We start from the raw sequence: 26,675 nt of genomic DNA on the forward strand, positions 1-26,675 counted from the left end.
GCGCGTCGAATTCCGCGTCCCCGACCCCTCGGCCAACGTCTACCTCGCCTTCTCCGCGATGATGATGGCCGGCCTCGACGGCATCAAGAGCAAAATCGAACCCCCGACGCCGATCGACAAGGACCTCTACGACCTCCCCCCAGAGGAGTGGGGCGACGTCAAGCAGGTCCCCGGTTCCCTCGCCGAGGCCCTGGACGCGCTCGCCGTCGACCACGACTACCTGCTCGACGGCGGCGTCTTCGGCCCGGACCTCATCTCCACCTGGGTCGACTGGAAGCGGGCCAACGAGGTCGACCCGGTGCGCCTGCGCCCCACCCCGCACGAGTTCACCCTCTACTACGACTGCTGACTCGGGCACGGGCCGCGCTGTCAGTCGTTGCCGTGGTTGCCGCTCCAGTAGCCGCCCACGCCCGGGGTGTCGGTCTGGATGGCCGTCGCGTTGCCGTCGAGGTCGTTCTCGACGACGCGGCAGTTGACGCAGCTGCCCCGCTCGGTGATCCAGATCCCGTACGTCTGGGTGCCCGAGCCGCTGTCCCGGATCAGGTTGCCCCGGATGGTGACCGAGTCGGCGGCGGCGTTGACGGTGATACCGGCACGCCCGTCCGGCGCGGCCGGTAGCTCGTACGGCGTTCCCGGCAGGGGCGTGTCGGCGCTCCAGCCGCTGGTACCGCCGGGGCGCAGCGGAGCGAGGGTGAGGGTGTTGGCGTCGTTGGCCGCCACGACGGCGTACCGTTGGCCGACCCGGACGATCTTTCCGCGATGGCCGTCGGCCGGCCAGGCCGCCTGCCGGTCGACGACGGTGTTCTGGCTGTAGCGGACCGACTCGCCGCTTCCCTCCGCGGCGGGAGCGCACTGGCGGCCGTTGTTGCGGATCCGGTTGTTGATGACCACGGTGTCCCGCAGCGGCCGGTCGAAGCGGATCCCGTCGAGGCTGTTGCCCCAGATGTCGTTGCTCTCGAGGACGATCTCCTCGGCCGGCGCCTGACCGCTGTCGCCCAGGTCCTGGTGGTGGTAGCCGTAGCGGCCGTTGCCGGTGATCCGGTTGCCCCGCACCGTGTAGGGGCCACGGGTGTTGCCGATGCTCACGCCGTCGCGCAGGTTTCCGTCGATGACGCAGTCGGTCAGCAAACCACCCTCGCCGGGGACGCCGGTGGTGCCCTTCGCCGACACCTGGAAACCGGCCTCCAGGTTCGCCGTCATGGTGCAGCCGGTGACGATGAGCCCGTCGGCGCCCCAGTCGGAGATGCCGAACCTGTTCCCCTCCGTGTGACAGCCCATGATCCGGATGCCGCGTGGTTGAGGCCGGTCGGGGTGTTGCATCTCCAGGAAGATCCCGTTGGTCGCGTTGCCGACCGCCATGCAGTTGGCGATGGTCACTCGCTCCACCGGCCCCCAACCGCCGATGCCGATTCCGATGCCGGCCCCACCCATCTCCAGGCCGTTGTCCATCCGGCCGCACTCCAGCACCCGGATCGCCTGGACCAGCGTGTCCTGGAGGAAGTCGCAGCCGAAACCCGTGGCGGCGGTGTGGTGGATGAACAGGTTCCGGAACAGCCCCCCGGTCACGTACTGCAATCCCAGGCCCTTGGACAGGGGGTTGTACTCCGCCGACGCCACCCCCGATCCGTCGATCTCGAAGTCGGCGAACGTGCAGTAGGCCAGGTTCCGGTCCGGGCTCGCTCCGTGGAGTTGAGCGGTGTGGAAGGCCAGCGGCACCGGCGTGGAGCGGTCACCCTCGTTGCTCAGGATGAATCGGGTGGCGCCCGGCCCCGCACCCGTCAGGGACACCCCGCTACGCCAGACCGTTCCGGCGTCGCGGATGGCGTACACCCCGGGCGGGCAGTAGATCACCCGGGCGCGTCCGTCGGCGGCGAACGCGTCGCCGAGCCGATCGACGAGCGCGGCGAGCGCCGGCTGGTCGTTGGTCGTGCCGTCACCGGTGAGGCCCTGCTCCCGCGCGTCGCAGAGCAACGGCGCCCCGGCGACGGCGTGCGTGCGCACCCCGTACCCGGGCGACGTCGCCTGACCTGGCACGGGGATCTCCCTCGGGTGGTTGGCAGGCCAACAGGCTGGGAACAGGTAGCCGCGCCGCCGTGGGTCCGCCGCGACATGGGCTTGTCGTCACGGTACGTCGGCCGCCGTCCCGCCACGCCCAGATCGGTGAGGACGCCAGCGATGCCGGGCGGGTCGGGGTCGGCAGCAGCAGACGGACACGTCCGAGGGCGCGAAGCCAGTCAGACGACGAGTCACGACCACCACCGCCGACCGTCGACCCACCACCGGGCAACCGATCGGGCCGGGCCGCCCGGTCAGTCGAGGGCGTCCTTGACCTTCTTGACGACGTTGGTGACCCCCTGGGCGTGGGCTCCGGCGGCGTTGCCCGGCTTACCCGGGCCGCGGGAGCCGTCGTACGTGGCGTAGAGCTTCGGGTCCGGGGGCGGGGGCAGAGCGGTGTCGTCGGTCAGTGCCGCCGGTTCGGCGAGACAGTCGAGGTCCGGTCCGCCGATGAGGCTCGGCCCCTGCGCCCAGCGACCCTCACAGGCCTGGCTGCCGACGCCGAAGCTCCAGAAGGTGTGGTTGTGGTCCTTGTTCTCCTCGTCGAAGTTGGAGTTCTCGATGCCGTGGTCGGCGAAGCCGTCCTCGATGAGCTGTTCGATGCCGAGCAGCCACTGCTGCTGGTGGTAGGTGTCGCGGGCCAGGTTGAACCGCAGCATCTCCTTCACGCCGGGGTCGTCGGTCATGTTCATGACCCGGCTCGTCTGCAGACGGCTCTGCGCCTCGGCGGCGACGTTGGAGCGGAAGTCGGCGACGAGGTTTCCGCTGGCGACGATGTAGCCGGCGTTCCACGGCACGCCCTGGCTGTCGCGGGGCAGCGGGCCGCCGCCGCCGACGATGGCGTGCTGCGGGTTCATGCCGCCGATCACTGCGGCGAGCACCGGGTTCGCGGCGACCGCCTTCTCCGTGGTCTCGGCGGGTGCACCTTCCAGCAGCCGGGCCAGCATCGTGGTCAGCATCTCGACGTGACCGATCTCCTCGGTCCCGATATCCATGATCATGTCCTTGTACTTACCGGGAACACGGCAGGTCCACCCCTGCCACAGGTACTGCATCATCACGGTCATCTCACCGAACTGGCCGCCGAGGATTTCCTGCAGCTTCATGGCGAACAGGGCATCGGGCTTCTCGGGCTTGGCTTGGAACTGCAGGTGTGGGTCATGGCGGAACATGCCGTCCTCCGTCTACGTGTTGCGGTCGTAGGGGGTGCCTTGCGCGGTACCTACCCGACCCGTTGGCCTGTGCGGGTCCCCTCTGGCCCATCAGGGCCACCGTTGGGACATGAGCCGGGTGACCGGGCTGCCGGCGACCTTCCTGGCGGCGTCATCCGCGAGTGTGAAGACGGCGAAGGTGCTTGAATCGGACTAAAGCGAAGCAAAACCCGTAAAACTACTGCCCGTCGAGGAGCCCGGAATGCAGATGACCGCCGCAGACAACCACGCCGTCGCCCAGGCGGTGCACGACATCGGCTCCGCCCTCTGGTTCGGGGGCACGGTGATGGGCGTCGCCGGAGTGAACAAGTCGGGCAGCGATCTGCGCGATGGCATCGACCGCATCCGGGTCGCCGAGTCGGCGTGGGGCCGGTTCGGCCCGGTCCAGTGGCTCGGCATCGGCGCCACCCTGATCGCCGGCGCACAACTGGCCCGCGTGGGTGGGCGACGCATGGCCCTGCAGAAGGGCTTCGGGAGGGTCGGGGCACTGAAAGCCGGCCTCGCCGTCGCGGGAGCCGCGGCCACCGCCTACTCCGCCTACTGCGGCAGCAGGATCGGGCATCTCGCCGAGGAGGCGCATCAACGCGGTGACAAGGTGGACGTACGCGACGCGACCCTGCCGACGCCGGAGACGCCGTCCGAGATCGCCGCCTGGCAGCGGAGGCAGCGACTGGCCCAGTACGTGGTGCCGGTGCTGGCCGGTGCGAACATCGCCTGCGGCTCGTACCTCGTCCAGTCGTACCGGATGGGAGCGACCGGCAAGGGGGTGCTCCGGCGGCTGCTGCCGGACTGAGCGCACGCGCAGGTTGCCGCGACAGGGGGCAGAGGCCCGTCGTCGGTCCCGGCGAAGTGTGTGTCAGGAGCGTTCGGGTACGGCGGCAGGGACCGAGAGAGGGGACTCCCTGATGCCGAGCACCACCAAGCCGATGCTGGACGCGTACCCGAAGTCGATCAATCTGGACCGGGCGAAGCTCGCGGCGGCCATCGATGCGCTCAACGACTGCGCCCAGGCCTGCACCGCGTGCGCCGACGCCTGTCTCAGCGAGGACATGGTCGCGGAACTGACCAAGTGCACCCGGACGGACCTGGACTGCGCGGACATCTGCACGACGACGGCGCGGGTCCTGTCCCGGCACACCGGTTACGACGCCAACATCAGCCGCAGCCTCCTGGAAGCGTGCGCCACGGCCTGCAAGGCGTGCGGGGACGAGTGTGCCCGCCACGCCGACATGCACGAGCACTGCCGGATCTGCGCCGAATCCTGCCGGGCGTGCGAGAAGGCATGCCGGGACCTGCTGGCCACGATCAGCTGAGATCGCGAACGGTGCCGGCACCACCACGGGTGCCGGCACCGTTCCGCGTTGTCAGCGCCTGGCCTGGTTCTTGGCCATCTGCGGCTTTTCGCCCTTGCCGACTCTTCGCAGCGCGTCACGCAGCTGCTGCTCGGTCATCTTGGAGTTGCCCTCGATGCCCGCGTTGTGTGCCTGCTGGCGAAGGTCGTGCAGCTGTTCCCGGTCGCCCATGTCGGCCTCCCCGTGGTGCCGTGGCGCGGGCGGCTCCACGCGCCACTCCACCCGACGCGTTCCCGGGTCGGCCGCGCACAAACGGTGCCCTGCCGGTGAGCGCGTTGGACGACCCCGTTCTACGGCTGTTCCTGCCCGGGATCCCCGGCCGCCCGGTTCCAGTCGCCGTGTGGCGACGAATCAGTGCAGTGGCCGCGTTCAGTCGCATACGAGCCGCGGCCCGCGTGACCGGGCCCCCTGCCTGCTGCCTGTGGCGACGGGCCGTCGGGACACCGGGGCCGGCGGCGGAGGGCGGGGGCTGTCGGACGGGTGTGGTTGCCGGGGTCGACGCGGCTTCGAGGAATCGGGTGCCGAGCCCGGTCGCCGCGAGGACGAAACGGACGCCGGGTGTGATGTCGCGGATCGTGAGCCGCCCGCCGGTTCTGGTGACCAAATCCTCGGCCTTCTGCAGAGCCCGTACGCCGTCGGCGCCGAAGAAGGTGACCCCCGAGAGGTCCAGCATCACCTGGGTTGGTTGGTGCTCGGTGGCCAGGTTCACGAACGCGACGAGGAGGTGGGTGTTGCTCATGTCGATCTCGCCGGCGACCGCGATCAGTCTCGCCCGGCCACCCTCATCCGGGAGGTCGCCGAGCGCCAGCGACATGATCGGCGTTGGTGCGGGTGCCGTCAGGGGCTGGCGGTGACGGATGGGGAAGTTTTCGATCATGGCGTCTCCGTGTGAAGCGGACATCCGTTCTGCGTTAAGGGGCGGTTCAGGCGATGCCCGCTCTGATCCGGGCGAGAGCGCCGGCCGGCTGGCGGCGGTCGTGGGCATGTCGCTGGTCGACCCCGTCGTTCGGCGGCACCTCGAACTCACCGAGGGCGTCGGTCACCGCGAGGATGTACGCCACGCACGGGGAGGGTGGCGTGAGCGTCAGGGGCACGCCACCACGAGTGGCCGTGCTCTGCGCCTGGAGCAGCGCACTGACCCCGTGCGCGCCGAAGAAGGTCACCTCGGACAGGTCCAGGACGAGGCGGGACGGCTGTAGATCGACCAGGTGCTCGACGAGTTCGACGAGCAGGTGTGCGTTGCTCATGTCGACCTCGCCGCAGACGGTGATCCACCTGGCGGATTCGGTGGTGCTCAGTGAGAGGGACATGATGGGGTCGCTGGCAGCGATGCGAGGTCGCGCGGCGACGGGGCGGGCAGTTGACATGACACCTCCGGCAGCCATCGGCGGCTTGGGTGGGTCTCCGGCGAGACGAACTCGGTCGGGAGGACCCCGGGCGCATGTCTTGACCCTGGGCACGACACTACCCTGAGCTGCCGATAAGGGCATTTGGATCTTGAGCGGTGTGGCGCCCCGGTCCGCACCCACCTGCCCACTACCGGACCGTTTGCGTCGCGGGCCCGCAGGGTAGACGGACAGTCGTGACCACACCTGAGCAGAGCCGGCAGCAGGAGAGAGCGCTCGAGCGCGGCGAGTTGTACCAGGACGCCGAGGGGCGCCAGACGACGGACCCGGGCGCCGGAGCCGCGAACGCCGACAGCGAAGCCGACCGCAACGCCGAGCACCTGAGGCGCGGCGAGGTTGGTCCGGGCGTCCCGGAGGAGTAGGTGCCGGGATCACCCGTCACTCGTTTCGACCACTGTCCCAGGGTCACCGCCGGTGGCTGGGATCGTCTTTTCATGGGCGATGAGCCGAGGGTGGCGTGAGAGCGAGGGCGGGGGAGCCGGCTGCGGCCGAAGGAGGCCCTCGTGGTTGACCGGATCGCCGATCCGTGGGGCGAGCGGACCCCGTACGGCCCGGGCGAGGAGTGGCCGGTGCGGGTGGACCGGTTCCTCGACGGCGGGCGAGGTGACGCGGACGTGGACCGGTGGGTGCAGTCGGCGTCGGTGCTGCACTCCAACGGCGACGCGATGGACATCGCGGTCGCCGACGGCCGGATCGTCGGGGTGCGGGGCCGGGCGGTGGACCGGATCAACCGAGGGCGGGTCGACCCGAAGGACCTGTACGGCTGGCAGGCCAACAACAGCCCCGACCGGCTGACCCGTCCGCTGGTGCGCGAGGGTGACCGTCTGGTCGAGACGGACTGGGACACGGCGATGGGTCGGATCGTCGCCCGGTCGAAGGAGTTGCTGGACGGTCCGGGCGGGTGGGGTCACTTCGGCTTCTACACGACCGGTCAGTTGTTCCTGGAGGAGTACTACACCCTCGGCGTGATCGGTAAGGCCGGGTTGGGCACTCCCCACATGGACGGGAACACGCGGCTGTGCACGGCGACGGCGGCGGCGGCGCTGAAGGCGAGTTTCGGCGCCGACGGGCAGCCCGGCTCGTACACCGACGTGGACCACTGCGACGCGATCGCGCTGTGGGGGCACAACGTCGCCGAAACGCAGACGGTGCTGTGGATGCGGATGCTGGACCGGCGGCGCGGCCCGAACCCGCCGACGATGCTCGCCGTGGACCCGCGGGCCACCCCGGTCGCGAGGGAGGCCGACCTGCACCTGGCCGTGCGCAACGGCACCAACATGGCCCTGATGAACGGCCTGCTCCGCGAGATCATCCGGCGCGGCTGGTACGACCGCGACTACGTCGAGGCACACACCCTCGGCTTCGAGGAGTTGTGCCGCACCGTCGACGGCTACCCGCCCGACCGGGTCGCCGACATCTGTGACGTGCCGGCCGCCGACGTGGAGCGGGCCGCCGAGCTGCTCGGCACCTCGCGGCGGCTGCTGTCGACGGTGCTGCAGGGCTTCTACCAGTCCAACCAGGCCACCGCCGCCGCCTGCGGCGTCAACAACCTGCATCTGATCCGAGGCATGATCGGCCGTCCCGGTGCCGGGATCTACCAGATGAACGGTCAGCCGACAGCGCAGAACACCCGCGAGACCGGCGCCGACGGTGACCTGCCCGGTCTGCGCAACTGGGAGAACACCGCGCACATCGAAGAACTGGCCCGGCTCTGGAACGTCGAGGTCGACACGATCCCGCACTGGGCGCCGCCGACGCACGCCATGCAGCTCTTCCGGTACGCCGAGCAGGGTTCGATCAAGCTGCTCTGGATCAGCGCCACCAACCCGGCCGTGTCGCTGCCCGACCTGTCGCGCATCCGCCGGATCCTCCAGCAACCGGAGCTGTTCGTCGTCGTGCAGGACCTCTTCCTGACCGAGACCGCCGAGCTGGCCGACGTGGTGCTGCCCGGCGCCACCTGGGGGGAGAAGACGGGCACGTTCACCAGCGTCGACCGCACCGTGCACATCTCCGACAAGGCCGTCGACCCACCCGGCGAGGCGAAGCCCGACCTGGACATCTTCCTCGACTACGCCCGCCGGATGGACTTCCGCGACCGCGACGGCCAGCCGCTGATCCCGTGGACCGGGCCTGAGGAGGTGTTCGAGGCGTGGAAGGAGTGCAGCCGTGGCCGGCCCTGCGACTACACCGGCATCACCTACGCCAAGCTGCGTGGCGGCTCCGGCGTCCAGTGGCCCTGCACCGACGAGCACCCCGACGGCACCGAGCGCCTCTACACCGACGGGGTCTTTCCCACCGACCCGGACTACTGCGAGACCTACGGTCAGGACCTGGCCACGGGCGCCGAGTTCACCGAGCCGGAATACCGCGCGAAGGAGCCGAAGGGGCGTGCGTTCCTGCACTCCGTCGACTACCAGCCCTCCCCGGAGGTGCCCGACGAGGACCACCCGATGCTGCTCACCACCGGCCGGACCGTCTACCAGTTCCACACCCGCACCAAGACCGGCCGCGCACCACAGCTCAACACCGCCGCCCCCGACGTCTGGGTGGAACTCAACCCGGACGACGCCGAGCGGCTCGGCATCGCCGAGGGCGACCTGGTCGGCATCGCCTCCGCACGCGGTGGCATCCAGGCCAGGGCGCGGATCAGCGGCATCCGTCCGGGCGTCGTCTTCGTGCCGTTCCACTACGGCTACTTCGACCAGGATCCGACCGATCACACTCCCCGCGCCGCCAACGAGCTGACCATCACCGCCTGGGACCCGGTCTCCAAGCAGCCCCTCTTCAAGGTCGCCGCCGTGGCGGTGACGAAACTCGCCGACAGCGGCGGCGTAGCGGCACCGGCGCCGACGGTCGGCGGCAGCGCCCCGCTCTCCGAAGCCGGGGTGCCGACAACCGTCGGTGGGCCACCGGCCGAGGCCACCAGCGGGAAGGAATGAGCCGTGAATCTCGCCCACTACCTCGGCCTGCTGCACCGGGCGCAGGTCAACCTGGCCGACGCGTTCCGGCAGGTCGCCGACGCGCACGCCGAGGAACCCGACGTCCACCACCTCTGCCAGCAGCAGGCGAAGCGCTGCGACGCGCACGCCGAACAGTTGCACCCGTTCGCCGTCCGCTATTCCGAGGACGCCCCCGACGAACCCGACCGACTGCACTCGCAACTGTTCTCCGGCACCCGCACCGGCGGCATCGGCCTCCTGCGTGATCTGCAGGACCTGTACCTGATGGCCGCCGAGTGCGACATCGCCTGGACCGTCGTCGGCCAGGCCGCCTACGGCGCTCGCGACGAGGCCCTGCTGGCCGTCGTCAAGCGGTGCGAGGCCGAGACGGCAATGCAGCTGAAGTGGCTGCGTACCAGGATGAAACAGTCCGCTCCGCAGGCCCTCGTGGTCGCCGACTGAACGGCCGTCCCGCCGGGGAGCTAGCTGCGGCCCGCCTTGCGGGTGCTGCTGCTGTTCGCCTTCTGGATGGCGTCGACCAGGTCGGCCTTGTTCATCTTCGACCGGCCGCGGATGTTGAGCCTCTTCGCCACATCCATCAGGTGTTCCTTGCTGGCGTTCGCATCCACCCCACCGGCCGTTCTGCCCGCCGATCCGCGCCCGCCGGCTGCCTTCTTGTCGCTCGGGCCCCTCCTGCCGCCGGCCTTGGGCTCCCAGTGGTCGCCCACCTTCTCGAAGGAGTGCTTGACGGCCGAGAACGCCGTCCGGTGGGCACGCTCGCCTTCGCCGTAGGAGTCGACCGCCGAATCGTGCGCCTTGACGTACGTCTCCTGCGCCTTCTTCGGCGACCGCTTCAGGGTGCTCGGCATGTCCTCACGCGCTGGCATCATCGCTCCCTTCACAGACGTCCCCGAGGAAGTGCCCTACCGCCCGGGCTGCGAAACGTCGGGCGGCGGCGATCAGGATCGGTCCAGAGTGGTCGATGCGCCACCTATGTGAACGTGTTTTCGGCAGCGCCCTGAGGGAACCGGCGGAGGAACACAGCACCGAGGCGATGGAGAGAGACATGGCGGTCGTAGGCGAGGCCCGGGCCGGTGACATGCCGGCGACGATCCGGTTGCCGGGAGTCGTGCTGGGCGTGGGCCTCGGCGGGTTCGTCGACGGCATCCTGCTGCATCAGCTCCTGCAGTGGCACCACCTGCTCAGCAGCACGAACACGGACAACGTCGGAGTGGCGTACTACGACCCCAGGACCGTTTCCGGGCTGGAGATGAACACGGTGTGGGACGGCGTCTTCCACACCGTCTGCTGGCTCTCCGTGCTCGTGGGCCTTGCGATCCTCTACTCCCGGGTCACCCACCACCGGCGTCGGGTGTGGACGTCGCGGGTGCTGTGGGGCTGGGTGCTGGCCGGTTGGGGTCTGTTCAATCTCGTCGAAGGCGTGCTGGACCATCACATCCTGGGCATCCACCACGTGCACGGCGGCCCCTACCAGCTGTGGTGGGATCTCGGCTTCCTCGCACTGGGCGCGCTGCTGCTCGCCGGTGGATACCTTCTCCAGCGCAGCGGACGGGCCTTCGATCCCGAGACCGCCACCACGCGGGAGCGTGGACGGCGCCCCTGATGGATCAGCTCGTGAGCTCCCCGCACGAGCACGGAGCGGGCAGCAGTGCCGTTCAACTGCTCCTGCCCGCTCTGGCACTGCTCGTGTGTGCCGAGATCTATCTGCAGCTCGCCCACCGGGCCCGCCGCCGTAACCCCGTGCAGGGCTGGAGCCCGTGGCGGACGGCCAGCTTCATCACGGGGCTCACCCTGCTGGCGACCGCGCTCCTGCCGCCGATCGCGTCCCTCGCCCACACCGACTTCCGCGGCCACATGGCACAGCACGTGCTCATCGGCATGTACGCCCCGCTCGCCCTCGTCCTGGGCGCCCCGGTCACGCTGCTGCTGCGCACCGTTGCCCCACGCCGTGGCCGGCAGGTGACCGCCGTCCTGCACAGCCGACCGGTGGTGCTGCTGGCCCATCCGGCGACGGCCCTGCTGCTGTCCACCGGCAGCCTCGCGCCGCTCTACTTCACCCCGCTGTACAACGCCATCTCGGCCGACTCCACCCTGCACTGGCTGTTGCACGCGCACTTCCTGCTCTCCGGCTGCCTGTTCGCCTACGTCATCGCCGGGCCGGACCCGGCACCCGCGCGTTCGGGGGTCCCGACCCGCCTCGTCTATCTCGGCTGCGCCATCGCCGGCCACTCCGTCGTCTCACAGCTGATGTACGGCGGGTTCTGGATCGACATCCACGCCCCGATCCGTCAGGTCCAGGGCGGCGCGGAGATCATGTACTACGGCGGTGACATCGCCGAACTCCTTCTCGCAGCCGCCCTCGTCGCGACCTGGCGCCCGGAGCGGCGGACTCCGCCGCAGGTTCAAAGGATCGGGCGTCCGCCGGTGACGGCGATGCGGGCGCCGGAGACGTAGCTGGCCTCGTCGGAGGCGAGCATGACGTACACCGGAGCCAGTTCCGCCGGTTGGGCCGGCCGCCCCAACGGCACCTGTGTGCCGAAGCTCTTCACCTGCTCCGGCGGCATCGTGCTCGGTATGAGGGGTGTCCACACAGGCCCGGGCGCCACGCTGTTGGCGCGGATGCCTCTGGCCGCCAGCAACTGCGCCAGAGCGGCGGCCATGTTGGCGATACCGGCCTTGGTGGCGTCGTACGGCAGCAGTTGGGGGTTGGGGCTGTCGGAGTTGACCGACGTGGTGCCGATGATCGAGGCGCCGGGGCGCATGTGCGGTACGGCCGCCTTGGCCAGGTGGAAGAACGCACTGATGTTGATCGCCAGGGTGCGGTCCCACTCCTCGTCGGGGATCTCCTCCAGCGTTTCGTGTGTCATCTGGAAGGCGGCGTTGTTGACCAGCACGTCGACGCGCCCGAACTCCTGCACCGCCCGGTCGATGATCGCCCGGCAGTGCGCCGGGTCGGCCACGTCGCCCGGCATCAGGACGCTTCGACGGCCCGCCTGCTCCACCCAGCGGGCCGTCTCGCGCGCGTCGTCGTCCTCGTCGAGGTAGCTGATCAGGACGTCGGCGCCCTCACGGGCGTACGCGATGGCCACCGCCCGTCCGATGCCGCTGTCCGCTCCGGTGATGACCGCCGCCTTGTCGGCCAACCGTCCCGAGCCGCGGTAGGACTCCTCGCCGTGGTCAGGCTGGGGGTCCATGGCGTTGGTGCGCCCCGGCGGCTGTTGCTGCTGTTCCGGTCTCGTCATGGACCCACCTCCGCTCATCACGGTAGTTCGAGGATGGGCCGAAAACGCCCTCAAAGTGATGATTGCCCGAGTTGAGCGTTCAGCGGACGTCGACGGGCCGGACGTGGGTCACCGGGCCGTCAACCGGGCCGCCAGCACGGCCCGCAGGTCGTCGATGCCGGCGCCGGTCAGCGCCGAGACCGCGACCGCGTCCGGGTAGACGCGTTGCAGCGCGAGCACCGACTCCGGCGGCGCTACGTCGATCTTGTTGAGCACCAGCAGCTCGGGAACCTCGCCGGCGCCGATCTCGTGCAGCACCCCGTGGACGGTGGTGATCTGGTCGAGGGCGTCCGGGGCGGAGGCGTCGACCACGTGCATCGTCAGGTCGCTACGGGTCACCTCCTCCAGCGTCGAGCGGAACGCGTCCACCAGTTGGTGGGGCAGGTGACGGACGAAGCCGACGGTGTCGACGACCGTGTAGGTGAGCTGGCCGGTGCTGATCCGGCGCACGGTCGGGTCGAGGGTGGCGAACAGCACGTCCTGCACCTGCGCGTCCGCGCCGGTGAGCCGGTTCAGCAGGGCCGACTTGCCGGCGTTGGTGTAGCCGGTGATCGACACCGAGGGCACCTGGTTGCGGGCGCGTCGACCTCGGGTCCGCTCGCGCCTCCGCGCCAGCTCGGAGGCGCTGCGCCGCAGCCGGGTGGCCCGCTGGCGCAGCGTCCGCCGCTGGGTCTCCAACCGCATCTCACCGGGGCCCCGCACACCCATCCCGGCGCCGCCGGCCATCCGGCCGCCACCAACCCGGGACATCCCCCGGCCGTCGCCCCGCAACCGGGGCAACTGGTACGCGATCTGCGCCAGCTCCACCTGCACCCGACCCTCGCTGGTACGCGCGTGCTCGGCGAAGATGTCGAGGATCAGCGCGGTGCGGTCGACGACCCGGACTCCGACCCGCTCCTCCAGGTTGCGCACCTGCCCGGGGGAGAGCTCGCCGTCGGCGATCACCACGTCCGCGTGCGCGCGTTCGGCCAGCTCGGCCAGCTCGTCGACCTTCCCAGAGCCGACATAGGTGGCGGAATCGGGCCTGCTGCGGTTCTGTACCACCGCGTCGGCGACCGTCAGACCGTCGGTGTCGGCCAACCGGCGCAGCTCGGCCAGCGAGGTGTCGGTGCCGGGCCCGCTGTCGCCCGACCCGTCCTCCTGACGCACCGCCACCAGCACCGCCGTCGGGCGCTCTCCTGGCGTGCCGACCCCGGAGCCCAACAACCACGAACCGGCCATCGTCCACCTCACCTCGTCTCGGTGCCTCCACCTACCCGAAGGGCGATCGGACATGCCGACGGTCGTCCGTCGGGACCCGAGCTGGAGGGTCCGCGGTGAACAGCGAGGTCGTGAGGTGCGGGTACGGCGCGGATCAGGGCTTGCGAGCCACCGCGCCGTACGCGTCGATCCCCTGCGCGTCGGGCTCGTCCGGACGCCACAGCGGGATCGGCACCAGCCCGGGCTCCACCATCGTCAGCCCTTCGAAGCAGCTGGCCAGATCCTGCGGGCTGCGCAGGATGTACGGAACGCCTCCGCTCTCCGCCAGCCGCGCGGCACCGGAGACCACCGCCGGGCTGGTGTCGGTGCCGTCCCACAGCACGAGGTGGCTGCCGGACGTGGTGGCGTTCATCGTCTGGTGGACGATCGAGCGCACGACGTCCAGGTCAGGCTCGTAGCCCATCACGCCCATGTACATGACGGCGATGGGCTGGCGGAAGTCCAACGTCTCCGCCGCCGCGGTGAGGATCTTCTCCGGGTCGTGGTAGTCGGCGGGCACGTAGTTGGTGACGCCCTGGGACGTCGTGTTGGCCAGCAGCGCCCGGGCGTGCACGAGCACCATCGGGTCGTTGTCCACGTAGACGATGCGCGACTCGGGCGCGATCTCCTGGGCGACCGCGTGGGTGTTCTGCATGGTGGGCAGGCCGGTGCCGATGTCCAGGAACTGGCGGATGCCCGCCTCTGCGGCCAGGAAGCGTACGGCCCGCACCAGGAACCGGCGGGACTGCTGCGCCATGACGACGATCTCCGGGTAGACCTCGGCGACGCCGTCACCGGCTGCCCGGTCGGACTGGAAGTTGTCCTTGCCGCCCATCCAGTAGTTCCAGATCCGTGCCGCGTGCGGCACCTCGGGCTGGAGTTTCGCGGCGAGTTCGGAATCCGGGCCGGCCATGCCAGGCTCCCATCGAGGAGGGTGATCGGTGTGGATCATTGCTGCGGTATGACCGGCATCGTACCCGTGGCATCCACTGTCGACGGACCGCCCGGGCCCGATCGGCTCTTGCCGGCTCAGCCCGGGCTACTCAGCGGCGCAGGCTGGTCGCGCACCGCATGTGCGACAGCTTCGCGGGGTTGCGCACGGCGTAGAGGCCGGTGATGAGGCCGTCGTCCATACGCAGCGCCAGGACGGTGTCGATCTCGCCGTCGAGCCGGAGGACCAGTGCCGGGTAGCCGTTGACCTGGGCCGGCTGTATCGACATGGCCGCGATCCTGACCTGCCGGGTGGCCAGCAGTCGGGCTACCTTGTCGGCCCCCGCGACGGGCCGCAGGATCGCCTGTTTGACACCACCGCCGTCACCCAGGAGCACGACGTCCGGCGCGAGGATGTCCAGCAGGCCCTGCATGTCGCCGGTCTGCACCGCCCGCTGGAACGCCTCCAGCGCACGTCGGGTCTCGGCTGGGGAAACGGCCGCACGCGGCCGGCGCGCGGCGACGTGGACCCGTGCCCGCCGGGCGATCTGGCGGACCGCCGCCCGGCTCTTGTCGACCGCTTCGGCGATCTCGTCGTAGGACAGGTCGAACACCTCGCGCAGTACGAACACCGCCCGCTCGGTCGGGGCGAGCGTCTCCAGCACCAGCAGCATCGCCATCGACACGTTCTCGGCCAACTCGACGTCGTCGGCGACGTCGGGCGTGGTCAACAGCGGCTCGGGCAGCCAGGAGCCGACGTAGGACTCCTTGCGGCGGCCGAGCGTCCGCAGCCGGTTGAGGGACTGGCGGGTGACGATCCGTACCAGGTAGGCGCGCTGGTCCCGCACCGTGTCGAGGTCGACGTCCGCCCACCTCAGCCAGGTCTCCTGGAGGACGTCCTCAGCGTCGGCGGCCGAGCCGAGCATCTCGTACGCGACGGTGAAGAGCAGGTTGCGGTGGGTGACGAACGCTTCGGTGGGTTCCTGAGGGCGATCGGCGCTCATGGCCGCGCTCCCGGCATCCGGAATGTGGCTGGCCATGGATGGCTCCTGTCTCCTCGATCGCGACCGTCGCTCAGCAGACACCGGTCCACCAGATTCTGTGACACCGGGCCCTGTGTGGCGGGCGTCACCTGGCGGAGCTGTCACAGGGATCGAGGCGGCGACATCTTCTGTGCGAGTCCGATCGCGGCCCTGGTTCCGGGCCAGCGTCGCCAACACGTCGTAGGGAGAACCAGGTGAACCTCGCTCTGTGGACCGCTGCCGGACTGCTGGCCGCCGTCGCCCTGCTCGGTGGCATCAGCAAGACCTTCGTGCCCAAGGAGAAGCTGGCCGAGGCCCCCGGCGGGGGATGGACGGCACACGCCAGCGTCGGCTTCGTCAAGACCCTCGGGGTCCTCGAACTCCTGGCCGCGGCCGGCCTGATCCTGCCGGCCGCGCTCGACATCGCACCGGTGCTGGTGCCGGTGACCGCCGTCTGCTGGGTGCTGCTGATGGTCGGCGCGATGATCGCCCATCTCCGTGCCGGCGACGCCCGGTTCATCGTGCTGAACCTGCTGTACCTCTGCCTGGCCGCCTACGTCGCCTGGGGCCGGTTCGGACCTGAGGCCTTCACCGGCTGACCGACCCTCGGGCGTGCCACCGCTGGTCAGGCTCGCGGTGGCCACGCCAGCCCGTGACATGATTGCGCCCATGGGAAAGCAGCAGGACGTCGGCGGGCCCGACCGTCACAACGGGTCAGGTTCCACCGCCTACCGGGAGATCGGTGGCGGCGCCGACGCACGGCTCGCCCTCGCGCAGGATCCGGCAACGCCACAGATGACCCTCTTCGACCTGTCGTCCGACCCGTCGCCGGCGGTCCGCAAGGCGGTCGCGTCCCGGACCGACGCACCGGCACAGGCACTGCGGCCGCTGACCCGGGACCCTGACCGTCACGTCCGGGAGGCCGTGGCGAAGAACCCCTCGACCTCGGTCGCCAACCTCCTGCGTCTCGTCAAGGACGCCGACCGGTGGGTTCGCTGGGCGGTCGCCAGCAACCCGGCCTGCGACGAGTCCGTGCGCCGGGTGATGTCAGAGGCACCCGACAAGGAGCTTCGCGGTCTCCTGGCCGAGATGCGGGATTTGGAGCCCGACCTGGCCGCCAGGCTGGTCGACGACGTGTCACCCGAGGTACGGGAACGACTCGCCAGCCACACCCACGAGCCCGACGTGATCACCGCCCTGCTGGCCGACCGCACCGTCCGTGTCCGCAAGGGGGTCGCCCGCAACCCGCGGACCACCGCCGAGCAGCGCAGCGCCCTTGCCCAGGACCCGGTGGTCGACGTCCGTGTCGCACTGGTCCGTGCGCTCGAGTTGGACGAGGCGGATCTGGAGCGGCTCGTCGACGACCGCTCGGTGCAGGTCCGAGTGGCGATGGCCAAGTCCGAGGTCGTCCCGGCGCACATCCGGCGGGCCCTGGAGCGCGACCCCGACGACATGGTGGCCAGCGCGGCGCGGGACTTCCGCCCCGGGTCCGGCAGTTCCCCGGTGGTACGGGCTCCACGCGTCGGTCACCGGCGCCCCGGGAGCGGCCCGGGCCGACCGGGTGGCGCCGCGCGCTGACGCCACCGCCCACCCTGACTCCTTCACGGGGCGGCACGGCTCATGCAGCACCCGCGCCGGCGGTCAGGTCCTTCTCGAACCAGTGGTGCGCGAAGTGCTCGTCGTTGTACGGCTCGATCTCCCGGTAACCGGTCGAGCGGTACATCGCGATCGCCTCGGTGAGGCTCCGGTTCGTGTCCAGCCGGACGGTGGTCCAGCCCCGTTCGTGGGCGTACCGCTCCAGGTCACACAGCATCCGCCGGCCGATGCCGAGCCCGCGCACGGTGTCCGCCACCCAGACCCGCTTGATCTCGGCGGGTGCGTCGGGGTGGAGTTTGACCGCGCCGCAGCCGACGGGCTCGGAGTTGAGGGTGGCGAGGAGGAACACGCCGGCGGGCGGGACGAGTTCCTCGTCGTGGACGGGCTTGCTCAGCGCCGGATCGAATCCACCGTCGAACCGCCGGGCGATGTCCCGCGCGTAGGCGCGTACGCACGCCCGGGCGCGGGGGTCGCCCGGCGGGCAGGGCTCGATGACGACCATCGACGCGACGAGCAGCCGCTCGACCTGGGCCATCGCCTCGACGAGCTGTTCGCGGCTCTGTTCGCTCAGTGGCGTGAGGATCGACGAGGCGAACTCGTCGGAGCGCTCGTCCAGTGCGGCCCACTCCGCGCGGCCGGCTTCGGTGAGCGCGGCGACCCGGACCCGCGCGTCGCAGCCGACCTGGTCGGCCGGTGCGACGGTGACGAGCCCGTCGTTCTCCAAGGCGCGCAGCAGTCGGCTGAGGTAGCCGGAGTCCAGACCGAGGCGGGCCCGTAGCGCGGCGACCTCGGCGCCGGCGGGGCTGATCTCCCACAGCAGTCGCGCCTGCGCGAGGGGGCGTCCGGAGGCCATGTACTCGTCGTCGAGTGCCCCCACCCGCTGCGTGACCGTCCGGTTGAAGCGCCGCACCGCGGCGACGAGCTCAGGTCCCATATAGCTGACTTTAGTCAGGCATGTAGCGCCGGCGCCAGAAATCATCCGGTCAGAAGCGAAGACCGATGGGGCAACGGATCCAGTGCCCTGCCAACCGCCCATTCGCGGCGTAATCTGAGGCGGCGGGCCGCCGCGAGGCGGCCCCAATCCAGCACGCAGCACAGGCTTCACAGCTCATGGCCCGCCTGACCGGCTGGTCGAGCCGACGCCGCCGAGAGACCCGGCGGCCAGGGACCAGCGGGAGCTGCATCGTGAGCGACACCAGTCTCGGCACCGACCGCCAGCGGGGCAGCGACTACGCCGACCTGTCCCGACAGATCCGCGCAGCGGGTCTGCTCGAGCGGCGGCCGGCCTACTACGCGCTGCGGATCGGCCTCGTCGTCGGCTCCTTCGCCGGCCTGTGGGTCGTCTTCGTCCGGCTGGGCGAGTCGTGGTGGCAGCTCGCGGTGGCGGTCGCCCTCGCGGTGGTCATCGCGCAGGCCGGGTTCGTCGGCCACGACGCCGGCCACCGGCAGATCGCCCGCTCGCGCCGGGTGAACGACCTGATCGGCGTCGTACACGGCAACCTGCTCACCGGGATCAGCTACGGGTGGTGGGTGGACAAGCACAACCGGCACCACGCCCACCCGAACACCGAGGGCAAGGACCCGGACATCACCGTGGCGCCCTTGTCGTTCACCACCGAACAGGCCCGGCGACGGCGCGGCCTGGGCGCCCTGTTCGTCCGCCACCAGGCGTATCTCTTCTTCCCGCTGCTCCTGCTGGAGGGCCTGCACCTGCACGCCATCAGCCTGCGGGCCGTCCTCAGCCCACGTCGCCTCGCGCGTCGACCCGTCGAAGCCGGGCTGCTGGCCCTGCACCTGGGCGGCTACCTCGCCGCCGTGTTCCTGGTCCTGAGCCCCGCACAGGCGATCGCGTTCATCGTCGTCAACCAGGGCCTGCTGGGCCTCTACCTCGGCTGCTCCTTCGCCCCCAACCACAAGGGCATGCCGATCCTCGGCACCGACGACGACCTCGACTACCTGCGCCGGCAGGTGCTCACCTCCCGCAACGTCCGGGGTGGGTGGTTCCTCGACGCCGTACTGGGTGGCCTGAACTACCAGATCGAACACCACCTCTTCCCGAGCATGCCGTGCCCCAACCTGCGCCGCGCCCGGCCACTGATCCAGCGGTTCTGCGCCGAGCGCGAGATCGGCTACCACGAAACCAGTCTGGGACGCTCCTGGGCGGAGGGCCTGCGCCACCTGCAGGACATCGGAGCCCCCGAACCTCGTACCGGTGCCGCAACGCGCTGAGCCGCCGCGGCGGAGCCGGCCTCCATCGACGGCCGGCACACGTCGAGACTGGGGGCATGGAGTTCCTCTGCTACCACCGCGACCGGCACGGTTCCGTGGCACTGCGCGACGAACTGCTGCAAGAGCACTGGTCGTACATGGACCGGTACGCGGCGGAAATGATCGCGCGTGGCCCGACCTTCGCCGACGACGGTGGCACGCCCACCGGCAGCCTGCACATCGTCGATTTGCCCGATCCGGCGGCCGCCCGCGCGTTCGCCTTCGACGAGCCCAACTACCAGGCCGGCGTGTACCGGGACGTGCTGCTGCGCCGATGGCGTAACACGCTGGGCCGCACCATGTGGGACTTCGCCGGAGGCCGGACCGACGGCAACCGGTACCTGGTGCTCGGTCTCGGCGCGGGACAGGCCGTCGATCTCGCCGTGCCACCCGCCCGGGACGAGCTGATCGCGTACGGCCCGCTGCTGTCCGACGACGGCGCCACCTGGCTGGGTACGGCGGCGCTGCTCCGGGCCCCGGACCCGGCCGGGGCGCGCGCGGTCCTGACCGCGGACGGGTACGCCGAGATGGAGGTGCACAACTGGGCGTTCGGCGGCCGGCCGTCATGACCCCGGACGGCCCCGGGTGGCCGTCGGGGACACATCTGCGGCGGGGTCGCACCGCCCCTGTGATAGACAGTCCGCGTGGTGGAGGTGAGCCAGTCCGGCGAGCGCAGTGTCGACGACGCGGTTCTCGACGCCGCCCGGGACTGCGTACTGGCCTACGGCGTACGCCGCACGACGATGACGGACGTGGCGCGCCGCGCCGGCGTGTCGCGGATGACCGTCTACCGGCGCTGGCCGGACGTGCAGTCCCTGATCGGCGACCTGATGAACCGGGAGTGGCATCAGGTGTTGATGGCCGCCGCGGACACCGAGACGGGTGGCACGGCTCGGTCCCGCCTCGTGTCGCGCGTGGTGGCGGTGGCGCGGGAGCTACGGGACCATCCGCTGCTGTGCAAGATCCGCGACGTCGATCCCGAGGTGCTGCTCCCGTACCTTCTCCACCGGCGCGGCAACGGCCAGGACGAGATGCTCCAGTTCCTCGCGGCGGCGCTGGCCGGCGGTCACGAGGACCACTCGATCCGGCCGGGCGAGCCCGAGCTCATGGCCCGCGCGGTCTTTCTGACCACGCAGTCCTTCGTGTTGTCCGTCCGCACGGTGGCCGACGACGTGCCGGTGGCCCGGTTCGACCGGGAGCTGGCCCTGTTGGTCGACGGCTACCTGCGACCGGACTAGCCCGCGATGACCCGCAGCGCCCGCGGGCGGATGCCCACGTGTACCTCGCCGGTCCGGCCCACGGGATCGCCGTCGCCGTACACGGTCATCGTGCGGTCGGCGCCGACGGTGACCGACGTACCCCGGTAGGAGAAGACGTGCCCGCGGCGTACGTGCCGGCCGGTGCGCATCTGCCGCAGCGCCATCGGGAACAGCGCCTTCGGCTTGTGGCCGATCACCACGACGTCCAGGGTCCCGTCGTCGGGCTGCGCCGCCGGGGCGACCCACAGGCCGCCGCCGTAGTACCCGCAGTTGGCGACGACCACCGTGTAGGCGTGCCTCTGCTCCGTCCGGCCGTCCACGGTGATGGTGTACCGGGTGCGCGGCCAGCGCAGCAGCGCCCGCAGGCCGGCGGTGGGATACACCAGCGCGGCGGGCAGACGTGAACGGTTGGCCAGTTCGTTGGCCGCCGCGTCGACACCGACGTAGACGCTGCCGACGATGGTCCGCCCCGCGACTTGGAGCACGTCGAGATGCCGTGGCTGCCCGTGCAGGAGCAGCTCGGCGACCGCCTCGGGGGAGTGCGGCAACCCGAGCTGCCGGGCGAAGTCGTTGCCGCGACCGGCGGGAATGACGCCGAGCAGACCGCCGGTGTCGGCGACCACGCCGGCGAGCAGCCGGATGGTGCCGTCGCCTCCGGCGGCCACGACGACCTCACCGGAGTGCACCGCCGCCGTGGCGCGCTGCCGGGCCTGCTCGGCTGTCTGCGTGTATTCGACCCGTAGGCGGGCGCCGGCGGCGCGGAGCAGATGGGCCACCGGCATCAGGCGGGACAGCCCTCGGCGCGCGGTGGGACCGAGGATCACGGCGAAGGACCGCACCTCAGGGCACCAGGATGCCGGGATTGAGGATGCCGGCCGGGTCCAGGTGCTGCTTGACGGCCCGGAGCAGGTCCACCGCGACGTCGCCGATCTCGGCGGCGTACCAGGAACGGTGATCCGCGCCGACACCGTGGTGGTGACTGATCGTGGCACCCGCGGCGGCGATCGCGTCGCTGGCCGCCGCCTTCGCCCTCCGCCACCGGTCGAGCGGATCCGGCCCGGGGGAGCAGATGACCGTGAAGTACAGCGACGCGCCGGTCTCGTAGACGTGGGACACGTGCGCCAGTACCAGCGCCCCGTCCGGCAGCGCATCGATGATCGCCTGCCGCACCCGGTCGTGCACGGCCGGCAGCGCCGACCAGTAGGCCGCCGTCTCCAGCGTCTCCGCGAACGCCCCCGCGTCGAGCAGCGCGTCCCGCAGATACGGGGAGTCGAAACGGTGCCGCGCCCACTGTCGACCCGGCTCCTCGCCCAGCGGCACCCCGCCGTGTGCGGCCAGCACGCCGGCGGCCGCGTCGACCGTGGGGCGTACGTCCGCGCCCTCGTACCCGGCGATCAGTTGGCAGCCGCCGTCGGAGCGGCCGGAGCCTGTCGCCCCGATCGCGGTCTCGACCTCGTCGGACAGTCGCAGCACCGTGGGCCTCGGCCCGTCCTGCGCCAGTCGCCGCACGGCGTGCAGGCCGTCGGCGAACGAACCGAACCGCCAGCCCTCGTAGTGCGACTCGGCCGGTAGGGGCCGGACGCGCACGGTCACGTCGGTGATGACGCCCAGCGTCCCCTCGCTGCCGAGGAACAGCTGCCGCAGATCGGGACCGGCGGCCGAGGCCGGGGCGCGGCCCGCCCGGACGGTGCCTCGGGGCGTGGCGATCGTGAGCGCCATGACCATGTCGTCGAAGCGGCCGTAGCCGGCCGACGCCTGGCCCGACGACCGGGTGGCGGCGAACCCGCCGATGGTGGCGTACTCGAAGGACTGCGGCACGTGGCCGAGGGTGAATCCGTGCTCGGCGAGCAGCTCGGCGGCCCTCGGGGCGCGGAGCCCCGCCTGCAGCGTGGCGGTCCGCGACAGCGGGTCGATCGCCACGACGTCGTCCAGCCGGCTCAGGTCGACGGCGACGTGGTGCGCCGCGGTCGGCGTCAGCCCGCCGACCACCGAGGTGCCACCACCGAACGGGACCACGGCCACCCCCGACCGGGAGCAGAGGTTGAGGATGGACACCACCTCGGCGTGGTCGGCCGGGCACAGCACGGCCTGCGGGGGAGCAGGCACCCGGCCCTGCCGGTGGCGGAGCAGATCCGGCGTCGACATGCCCGACGCGTGCCGTGCCCGGGCGGCCGGGGTGGTGAGCACGTGCTCGGCGCCCAGTGCCCGCCGCAGCGCGTCGAGGACCGCAGAGTCCAGCTCGCAGTCCGGTACGGCCGCTTCCGCCAGCGGCACGGCCTGCGGTGGGGGCGTCAGATCGAGGATCCGGGCCAGCAGGGTCGATGCGGTGTCCGGCAGCGCCTTCGCGTTCCTCGTGGTGCCCCAGCGGGCCCATCCGACGGTCGGCGCTTCCCCTCCCATATTCATGTGTGACAGAGTGACATTCAACGTCACTGCATCGCAAGGAGGCGTGTGAAAACCTCGCTGACCGTCTCCCGAAGGGAACGTGACCTCGCCGAACTGGTGGCCGGCGCGCCCGTCGACGTCCTGGTCGTCGGGCTCGGCGTCACCGGCGCCGGAGTGGCCCTCGACGCGGCGAGCCGCGGGCTGTCCGTGGTCGCCGTCGACGCCCACGACCTCGCCAACGGCACCTCCCGCTGGAGTTCCAAACTGGTCCACGGCGGTCTGCGCTATCTCGCACACGGCCAGGTGGGCGTCGCCTACGAGAGCGCCGCCGAGCGTCACCTGCTGCTGACCCGCACCGCGCCGCACCTGACGCGCCCCCTGCCGATGCTGCTCCCGTCGACGGCGTACACCAGCCGGTGGCAGGCGAGCGCCGCGGCGGCCGGCCTCCGCGCCGGGGACCTGCTGCGTACCTGCGCCGGAACCTCCCGACGGACCCTGCCCGGAACTCGCCGGCTCGGCTCGGCCGAGGCGGGCGCCATCGCACCCGCACTGCGCGCGGAGGGCCTCCGCGGAGCACACCTGTCCTGGGACGGTCAGCTCTGCGACGACGCCCGACTCGTCGTCGGCCTGGCACGAGCGGCCGCGGCCCGATCCGCGCGCATCCTGCCCCGGTGCCGGGCGGTCAGCCTGCACCGCGAGGGCGCCATCATCGAGGACACCCTTACCGGGGCGCGCATGCACGTCGCCGCCCGCGCGGTCGTCAACGCCACCGGCGTGTGGGCCAGCAGTCTGACCCCACACGTACGCCTGCGCCCGTCCCGAGGCACCCACATCGTGCTGTCCGCCGCCCGACTGGGCGGACTCTGGGCCGGCCTGACGATCCCGGTCCCCGGCGAGTTCACCCGCTACGTCTTCGCCCTGCCCCAGACCGACGGCCTGGTGTACGCGGGACTGACCGACGAACCGGTGGACGGACCCGTCCCCGACGTGCCGCAACCCACCGAAGCCGAGATCGCGTTCCTGCTCGACGTCCTCAACAGCGTCCTCGACCAGCCGCTGCAACCCACCGACGTCCTCGGTGCGTACGCCGGGTTGCGACCGCTGCTCGACGACGCCGACAGCCGAACCGCCGACCTGTCCCGCCGCCACGCCGTCATCGACGACCCCGACGGCATCATCAGCGTCATCGGCGGCAAGCTCACCACCTACCGCCGCATGGCCGAGGACGCCGTCGACACCGCCGTCCGCCAGCGCGGCCTCCGTGCCGGCCCCTGCCGCACCCGACGCCTCCCGCTACCCGGTGCCGCGAGCAGGGCCCAGCTGGCCCGTGTCTCCGCACCACGCCGGCTCACCCACCGGTACGGCACGGAGGCCGTCGACGTCCTGGCCGAGGCACCCGCCGAACTCCGCCAGCCGATCGGCCCCGACATCCCCGTCACCGGCGCCGAACTCCTCTGGGCCACCCGCCACGAACTTGCCCTCACCGTCGACGACCTGCTCGACAGGCGTACCCGGATCGGTCTCGTCCCGGCGCACCGCGAGGCCGCGCTGCCGACCGCGCGACACGTCCTCGCGCTGGCCGCCGAGGAGTGACCGGACCGTCCGGTCGTATCCGGGCCGACACCGGGATTGCGGTGGTCGTTCCGGGGGATGCCCCGAGCGGAGCACGGGATGTCCTGAGGACGCGGAGGGGGTCGGCGTCGTGTTTGACGGGTTCGAGGAGTTCGACATTCCCACGTCGGGGGCGACGATCCACGGACGCCGCGGCGGAAGCGGCCCTCCGGTTCTCCTCCTGCACGGCATCCCCGAGACACACCTGATGTGGCACCGCGTGGCGCCGCGGCTCGCCGGGGACCACACCGTGGTCGTCACCGACCTGCGCGGCTGGGGCGACAGCGGCAAGCCGCCGAGCAGCGCCGATCACGAGCCGTACAGCATGCGGGCGATCGCCCGCGACCAGATCGAGGTCATGCGGAGTCTGGGCTACGAGCGGTTCAGCCTCGTCGGCCATGATCGCGGGGCCCGGTGCGCCTACCGTCTCGCGCTCGACGAACCGGATCTCGTCACCCGGCTCGCCGTCCTGGACGTCGTCCCGGTCGGCGACGTCTACAACCGTGCCGACCGGGCGTTCAGCCTCTCGTACTGGGTCTGGTCCTTTCTGGCGGCACCGGCGCCGGTGCCCGAGCGGTTCATCGACGCGGCGCCCGCCGTCCTCGTCGACTTCATGCTCGACACGTGGCCCGAGGTGAAGGACGCGTTCCCGGCCGAGGTGCGCGCCGCGTACGTCAGGCAGTTCAGCGATCCCGCTACCGTCCACGCGGTCTGCGAGGAGTTCCGCGCGGCCGCGACGTTGGACTACCAGCAGGACGAGGCGGACCGCGGCACGCGCAGGATCGCGTGCCCTCTGCTGTTCCTCTGGAGCCAGCGAGGTCAGGTCGCGAAGCTCTACGACGACCCGCTCGGGATTTGGAGGCAGTGGGCCGACGACGTTCGCGGCGAGCCGGTCCCGGTCGGGCACTTCATCCCGGAAGAGGCGCCCGAGGAGACCACGCGGCAGCTCCTGGACTTCCTGAAGTAGCTCCCGGCGGCGCCTGACAAGATGGCGGCATGCCTGGATCGCTCGTCCCGCTCACACTCAGCACGTGGCCCACACCGGTCGAGCCGATGCCCCGGCTGGCCGCCGCGCTCGGGCTCGGCCGCGAAGACCTTCTCGTCAAGAGGGACGACCTCACCGGCATCGCCGGCGGCGGCAACAAGATCCGCAAGTTGGAGTGGACCGTCGCCGAAGCGCTCGCGGACGACGCCGACACCCTCGTCACCACGGGTGGGCCACAGAGCAACCACGCGCGACTCACCGCGGCGGCCGCCGCGCGTCTCGGTCTGCGCGCCGTGCTGGTATTCCCGGGCGAACCGCCGGCAGCCCGATCGGGCAACCTCGTCCTGGACGCGCTCCTCGGCGCCGAGATCGTCTTCACCGGTGTGCAGGGTCAGCAGGCGCTCACGGACGCCGCCGCCGGGGTGTGCGAGCGGCTGCGGTCCGAAGGCGCCCGCCCCGCCCTCATCCCGTTCGGCGGGTCCAGCATGTTGGCCACCCGCGGTTACGCGACCTGCGGCGAGGAGTTGATGGCCCAGGTGCCCGACCTGCGTACCGCTGTGGTCGCGCTCGGGTCCGGTGCCACGATGGCCGGGCTCGTCGCGAGCCTGGGCCCGGACCGCACGCTCGGTGTCGACGTCGGGGCGGTCGAGGACTCCCGGGAGCGCGTGGCGGCCTTCGCCGCCGCGCTCTCGCCGGAGGTACGCGCCGATGACCTGCGCGTCGACCGTGACCACATCGGGAACGGCTACGCGAGCCTCACCGACACGGTCCAGGAGGCGCTCACACTCGTCGCCCGGCTCGAGGGGATCATCCTCGATCCCACGTACACCGGGCGCGCGATGGCGGGCCTCATCGCGGCGACCCGGCGAGGCGAGATCGCTCCGGGCGACCGGACCGTCTTCGTGCACACGGGCGGGCTTCCCGGGATGTTCGGGCACCCCGACGTTCCGGCGTTCGCCGAAAGGGTCCAGAAGCTCGCCTGAGCGGGGGTGACGCGGCGCGGGAACGCAGCGCGTCCTCGGCGGCGGCACCGACCCACCCAACAACCCACTGTCATGCCTCCACTACCCGTAGTGTCGTCATCCGGTGACGGTGGACGGGTAGGGCAGGGTGAT

At 71.1% G+C, this 26,675-nt stretch carries 27 protein-coding genes and 2 pseudogenes; 16 read left to right on the forward strand and 13 right to left on the reverse strand.

Annotated features, from left to right (window positions below; genetic code table 11):
• Window positions 1–349, forward strand: a pseudogene (locus tag M8C17_RS04490) (glutamine synthetase); the annotation flags it as partial.
• 20 nt (window positions 350–369) lie between these two features.
• On the opposite strand, the gene M8C17_RS04495 reads toward M8C17_RS04490, so the two are convergent.
• A complete protein-coding gene (locus M8C17_RS04495) occupies window positions 370–2,034 on the reverse strand; it encodes a right-handed parallel beta-helix repeat-containing protein (protein ID WP_252415092.1) in 1,665 nt (554 codons plus the stop codon).
• 275 nt (window positions 2,035–2,309) lie between these two features.
• Window positions 2,310–3,227, reverse strand: a complete 918-nt coding sequence (locus M8C17_RS04500) for a manganese catalase family protein (RefSeq protein WP_252415093.1) — start codon at window positions 3,225–3,227, stop codon at window positions 2,310–2,312.
• A gap of 247 nt (window positions 3,228–3,474) precedes the next feature.
• Here M8C17_RS04500 and M8C17_RS04505 point away from each other — a divergent pair, with 247 nt between their 5' ends.
• The gene (locus M8C17_RS04505) at window positions 3,475–4,059 is read left to right on the forward strand and encodes a hypothetical protein (protein WP_252415094.1); all 585 of its coding nucleotides are present in this window, start codon (window positions 3,475–3,477) and stop codon (window positions 4,057–4,059) included.
• A gap of 112 nt (window positions 4,060–4,171) precedes the next feature.
• Window positions 4,172–4,579 carry a four-helix bundle copper-binding protein gene (locus M8C17_RS04510; RefSeq protein ID WP_252415095.1) on the forward strand — a complete coding sequence of 136 codons (408 nt, stop codon included), beginning with the start codon at window positions 4,172–4,174 and terminating at the stop codon, window positions 4,577–4,579.
• 51 nt (window positions 4,580–4,630) lie between these two features.
• On the opposite strand, the gene M8C17_RS04515 is transcribed toward M8C17_RS04510, so the two are convergent.
• The 3 genes and pseudogenes from M8C17_RS04515 to M8C17_RS04520 all read right to left on the reverse strand — a co-directional run bounded on the left by M8C17_RS04515 (window position 4,631) and on the right by M8C17_RS04520 (window position 5,928).
• The gene (locus tag M8C17_RS04515) at window positions 4,631–4,789 is read right to left on the reverse strand and encodes a hypothetical protein (RefSeq protein ID WP_252415096.1); all 159 of its coding nucleotides are present in this window, start codon (window positions 4,787–4,789) and stop codon (window positions 4,631–4,633) included.
• 358 nt (window positions 4,790–5,147) lie between these two features.
• A pseudogene (locus M8C17_RS32265) lies at window positions 5,148–5,603 on the reverse strand (STAS domain-containing protein); the annotation flags it as partial.
• Entirely contained in the window at window positions 5,542–5,928 is a 387-nt protein-coding gene (locus tag M8C17_RS04520) for an STAS domain-containing protein (RefSeq protein ID WP_252415097.1), read from the reverse strand. The pseudogene M8C17_RS32265 and the gene M8C17_RS04520, both read right to left, overlap by 62 nt.
• 272 nt (window positions 5,929–6,200) lie before the next feature.
• Here M8C17_RS04520 and M8C17_RS04525 point away from each other — a divergent pair, with 272 nt between their 5' ends.
• The 3 genes from M8C17_RS04525 to M8C17_RS04535 all read left to right on the forward strand — a co-directional run bounded on the left by M8C17_RS04525 (window position 6,201) and on the right by M8C17_RS04535 (window position 9,425).
• Window positions 6,201–6,386 carry a ribonuclease gene (locus M8C17_RS04525; RefSeq protein WP_252415098.1) on the forward strand — a complete coding sequence of 62 codons (186 nt, stop codon included), beginning with the start codon at window positions 6,201–6,203 and terminating at the stop codon, window positions 6,384–6,386.
• A 141-nt stretch (window positions 6,387–6,527) separates the two neighbouring features.
• Window positions 6,528–8,963 (forward strand): molybdopterin oxidoreductase family protein, encoded by a 2,436-nt coding sequence (locus M8C17_RS04530; protein ID WP_252415099.1) that lies wholly within the window; start codon window positions 6,528–6,530, stop codon window positions 8,961–8,963.
• A 3-nt stretch (window positions 8,964–8,966) separates the two neighbouring features.
• Window positions 8,967–9,425: a hypothetical protein gene (locus M8C17_RS04535; RefSeq protein ID WP_252415100.1), complete on the forward strand. Its 459-nt coding sequence runs from the start codon at window positions 8,967–8,969 to the stop codon at window positions 9,423–9,425.
• 20 nt (window positions 9,426–9,445) lie between these two features.
• Here the strand turns inward: M8C17_RS04535 and M8C17_RS04540 are convergent, their stop codons facing one another.
• Window positions 9,446–9,850, reverse strand: a complete 405-nt coding sequence (locus M8C17_RS04540; RefSeq protein WP_252415101.1) for a ChaB family protein — start codon at window positions 9,848–9,850, stop codon at window positions 9,446–9,448.
• Window positions 9,851–10,029: 179 nt separating this feature from the next.
• On the opposite strand from M8C17_RS04540, the gene M8C17_RS04545 reads away from it, so the two are divergent.
• Together M8C17_RS04545 and M8C17_RS04550 are read left to right on the forward strand one after the other, a co-directional pair.
• The gene (locus tag M8C17_RS04545; protein WP_252415102.1) at window positions 10,030–10,587 is read left to right on the forward strand and encodes a DUF2243 domain-containing protein; all 558 of its coding nucleotides are present in this window, start codon (window positions 10,030–10,032) and stop codon (window positions 10,585–10,587) included.
• Entirely contained in the window at window positions 10,587–11,438 is an 852-nt protein-coding gene (locus tag M8C17_RS04550; protein ID WP_252415103.1) for a cytochrome c oxidase assembly protein, read from the forward strand. Before M8C17_RS04545 ends, M8C17_RS04550 begins: the two co-directional genes overlap by 1 nt.
• Here the strand turns inward: M8C17_RS04550 and M8C17_RS04555 are convergent.
• The 4 genes from M8C17_RS04555 to M8C17_RS04570 all read right to left on the reverse strand — a co-directional run bounded on the left by M8C17_RS04555 (window position 11,387) and on the right by M8C17_RS04570 (window position 15,438).
• Window positions 11,387–12,226 carry an SDR family oxidoreductase gene (locus M8C17_RS04555; RefSeq protein WP_252415104.1) on the reverse strand — a complete coding sequence of 280 codons (840 nt, stop codon included), beginning with the start codon at window positions 12,224–12,226 and terminating at the stop codon, window positions 11,387–11,389. The genes M8C17_RS04550 and M8C17_RS04555 overlap by 52 nt on opposite strands.
• A gap of 108 nt (window positions 12,227–12,334) precedes the next feature.
• Window positions 12,335–13,486: a GTPase HflX gene (gene hflX, locus M8C17_RS04560; RefSeq protein ID WP_252415105.1), complete on the reverse strand. Its 1,152-nt coding sequence runs from the start codon at window positions 13,484–13,486 to the stop codon at window positions 12,335–12,337.
• 133 nt (window positions 13,487–13,619) lie between these two features.
• Window positions 13,620–14,417: an SAM-dependent methyltransferase gene (locus M8C17_RS04565; RefSeq protein ID WP_252415106.1), complete on the reverse strand. Its 798-nt coding sequence runs from the start codon at window positions 14,415–14,417 to the stop codon at window positions 13,620–13,622.
• A gap of 130 nt (window positions 14,418–14,547) precedes the next feature.
• Window positions 14,548–15,438, reverse strand: a complete 891-nt coding sequence (locus M8C17_RS04570) for an RNA polymerase sigma-70 factor (RefSeq protein ID WP_252415107.1) — start codon at window positions 15,436–15,438, stop codon at window positions 14,548–14,550.
• Window positions 15,439–15,671: 233 nt separating this feature from the next.
• Here M8C17_RS04570 and M8C17_RS04575 point away from each other — a divergent pair, with 233 nt between their 5' ends.
• Complete coding sequence (locus M8C17_RS04575) at window positions 15,672–16,055, forward strand: DoxX family protein (RefSeq protein ID WP_252415108.1); 384 nt, start codon at window positions 15,672–15,674, stop codon at window positions 16,053–16,055.
• A gap of 70 nt (window positions 16,056–16,125) precedes the next feature.
• Window positions 16,126–17,034, forward strand: a complete 909-nt coding sequence (locus tag M8C17_RS04580) for a DUF2336 domain-containing protein (RefSeq protein WP_252415109.1) — start codon at window positions 16,126–16,128, stop codon at window positions 17,032–17,034.
• 40 nt (window positions 17,035–17,074) lie between these two features.
• Here the strand turns inward: M8C17_RS04580 and M8C17_RS04585 are convergent, their stop codons facing one another.
• Window positions 17,075–17,986 (reverse strand): helix-turn-helix domain-containing GNAT family N-acetyltransferase, encoded by a 912-nt coding sequence (locus M8C17_RS04585; protein ID WP_252415110.1) that lies wholly within the window; start codon window positions 17,984–17,986, stop codon window positions 17,075–17,077.
• A 248-nt stretch (window positions 17,987–18,234) separates the two neighbouring features.
• On the opposite strand from M8C17_RS04585, the gene M8C17_RS04590 reads away from it, so the two are divergent.
• The 3 genes from M8C17_RS04590 (at window position 18,235) to M8C17_RS04600 (ending at window position 20,558) form a co-directional block, all read left to right on the forward strand.
• Entirely contained in the window at window positions 18,235–19,281 is a 1,047-nt protein-coding gene (locus tag M8C17_RS04590) for a fatty acid desaturase (protein ID WP_374557576.1), read from the forward strand.
• 56 nt (window positions 19,282–19,337) lie between these two features.
• Entirely contained in the window at window positions 19,338–19,889 is a 552-nt protein-coding gene (locus M8C17_RS04595) for a YciI family protein (protein ID WP_252415112.1), read from the forward strand.
• A 75-nt stretch (window positions 19,890–19,964) separates the two neighbouring features.
• Window positions 19,965–20,558 (forward strand): TetR/AcrR family transcriptional regulator, encoded by a 594-nt coding sequence (locus M8C17_RS04600; RefSeq protein WP_252415113.1) that lies wholly within the window; start codon window positions 19,965–19,967, stop codon window positions 20,556–20,558.
• On the opposite strand, the gene M8C17_RS04605 is transcribed toward M8C17_RS04600, so the two are convergent.
• Complete coding sequence (locus M8C17_RS04605; protein ID WP_252415114.1) at window positions 20,555–21,418, reverse strand: diacylglycerol kinase family protein; 864 nt, start codon at window positions 21,416–21,418, stop codon at window positions 20,555–20,557. The two genes, M8C17_RS04600 and M8C17_RS04605, sit on opposite strands and share 4 nt — an antisense overlap.
• A 1-nt stretch (window position 21,419) precedes the next feature.
• Entirely contained in the window at window positions 21,420–22,985 is a 1,566-nt protein-coding gene (locus M8C17_RS04610) for an FAD-binding oxidoreductase (RefSeq protein ID WP_252415115.1), read from the reverse strand.
• A 45-nt stretch (window positions 22,986–23,030) separates the two neighbouring features.
• Here M8C17_RS04610 and M8C17_RS04615 point away from each other — a divergent pair, with 45 nt between their 5' ends.
• The 3 genes from M8C17_RS04615 to M8C17_RS04625 all read left to right on the forward strand — a co-directional run bounded on the left by M8C17_RS04615 (window position 23,031) and on the right by M8C17_RS04625 (window position 26,543).
• Window positions 23,031–24,557 (forward strand): glycerol-3-phosphate dehydrogenase/oxidase, encoded by a 1,527-nt coding sequence (locus tag M8C17_RS04615; protein ID WP_252415116.1) that lies wholly within the window; start codon window positions 23,031–23,033, stop codon window positions 24,555–24,557.
• Window positions 24,558–24,666: 109 nt separating this feature from the next.
• Complete coding sequence (locus tag M8C17_RS04620) at window positions 24,667–25,542, forward strand: alpha/beta fold hydrolase (protein WP_252415117.1); 876 nt, start codon at window positions 24,667–24,669, stop codon at window positions 25,540–25,542.
• A 29-nt stretch (window positions 25,543–25,571) separates the two neighbouring features.
• The gene (locus tag M8C17_RS04625) at window positions 25,572–26,543 is read left to right on the forward strand and encodes a pyridoxal-phosphate dependent enzyme (protein ID WP_252415118.1); all 972 of its coding nucleotides are present in this window, start codon (window positions 25,572–25,574) and stop codon (window positions 26,541–26,543) included.
• Window positions 26,544–26,675 lie beyond the last annotated feature (132 nt).

The organism is Micromonospora sp. RHAY321, assembly GCF_023896955.1.
Lineage (GTDB): Bacteria > Actinomycetota > Actinomycetes > Mycobacteriales > Micromonosporaceae > Micromonospora.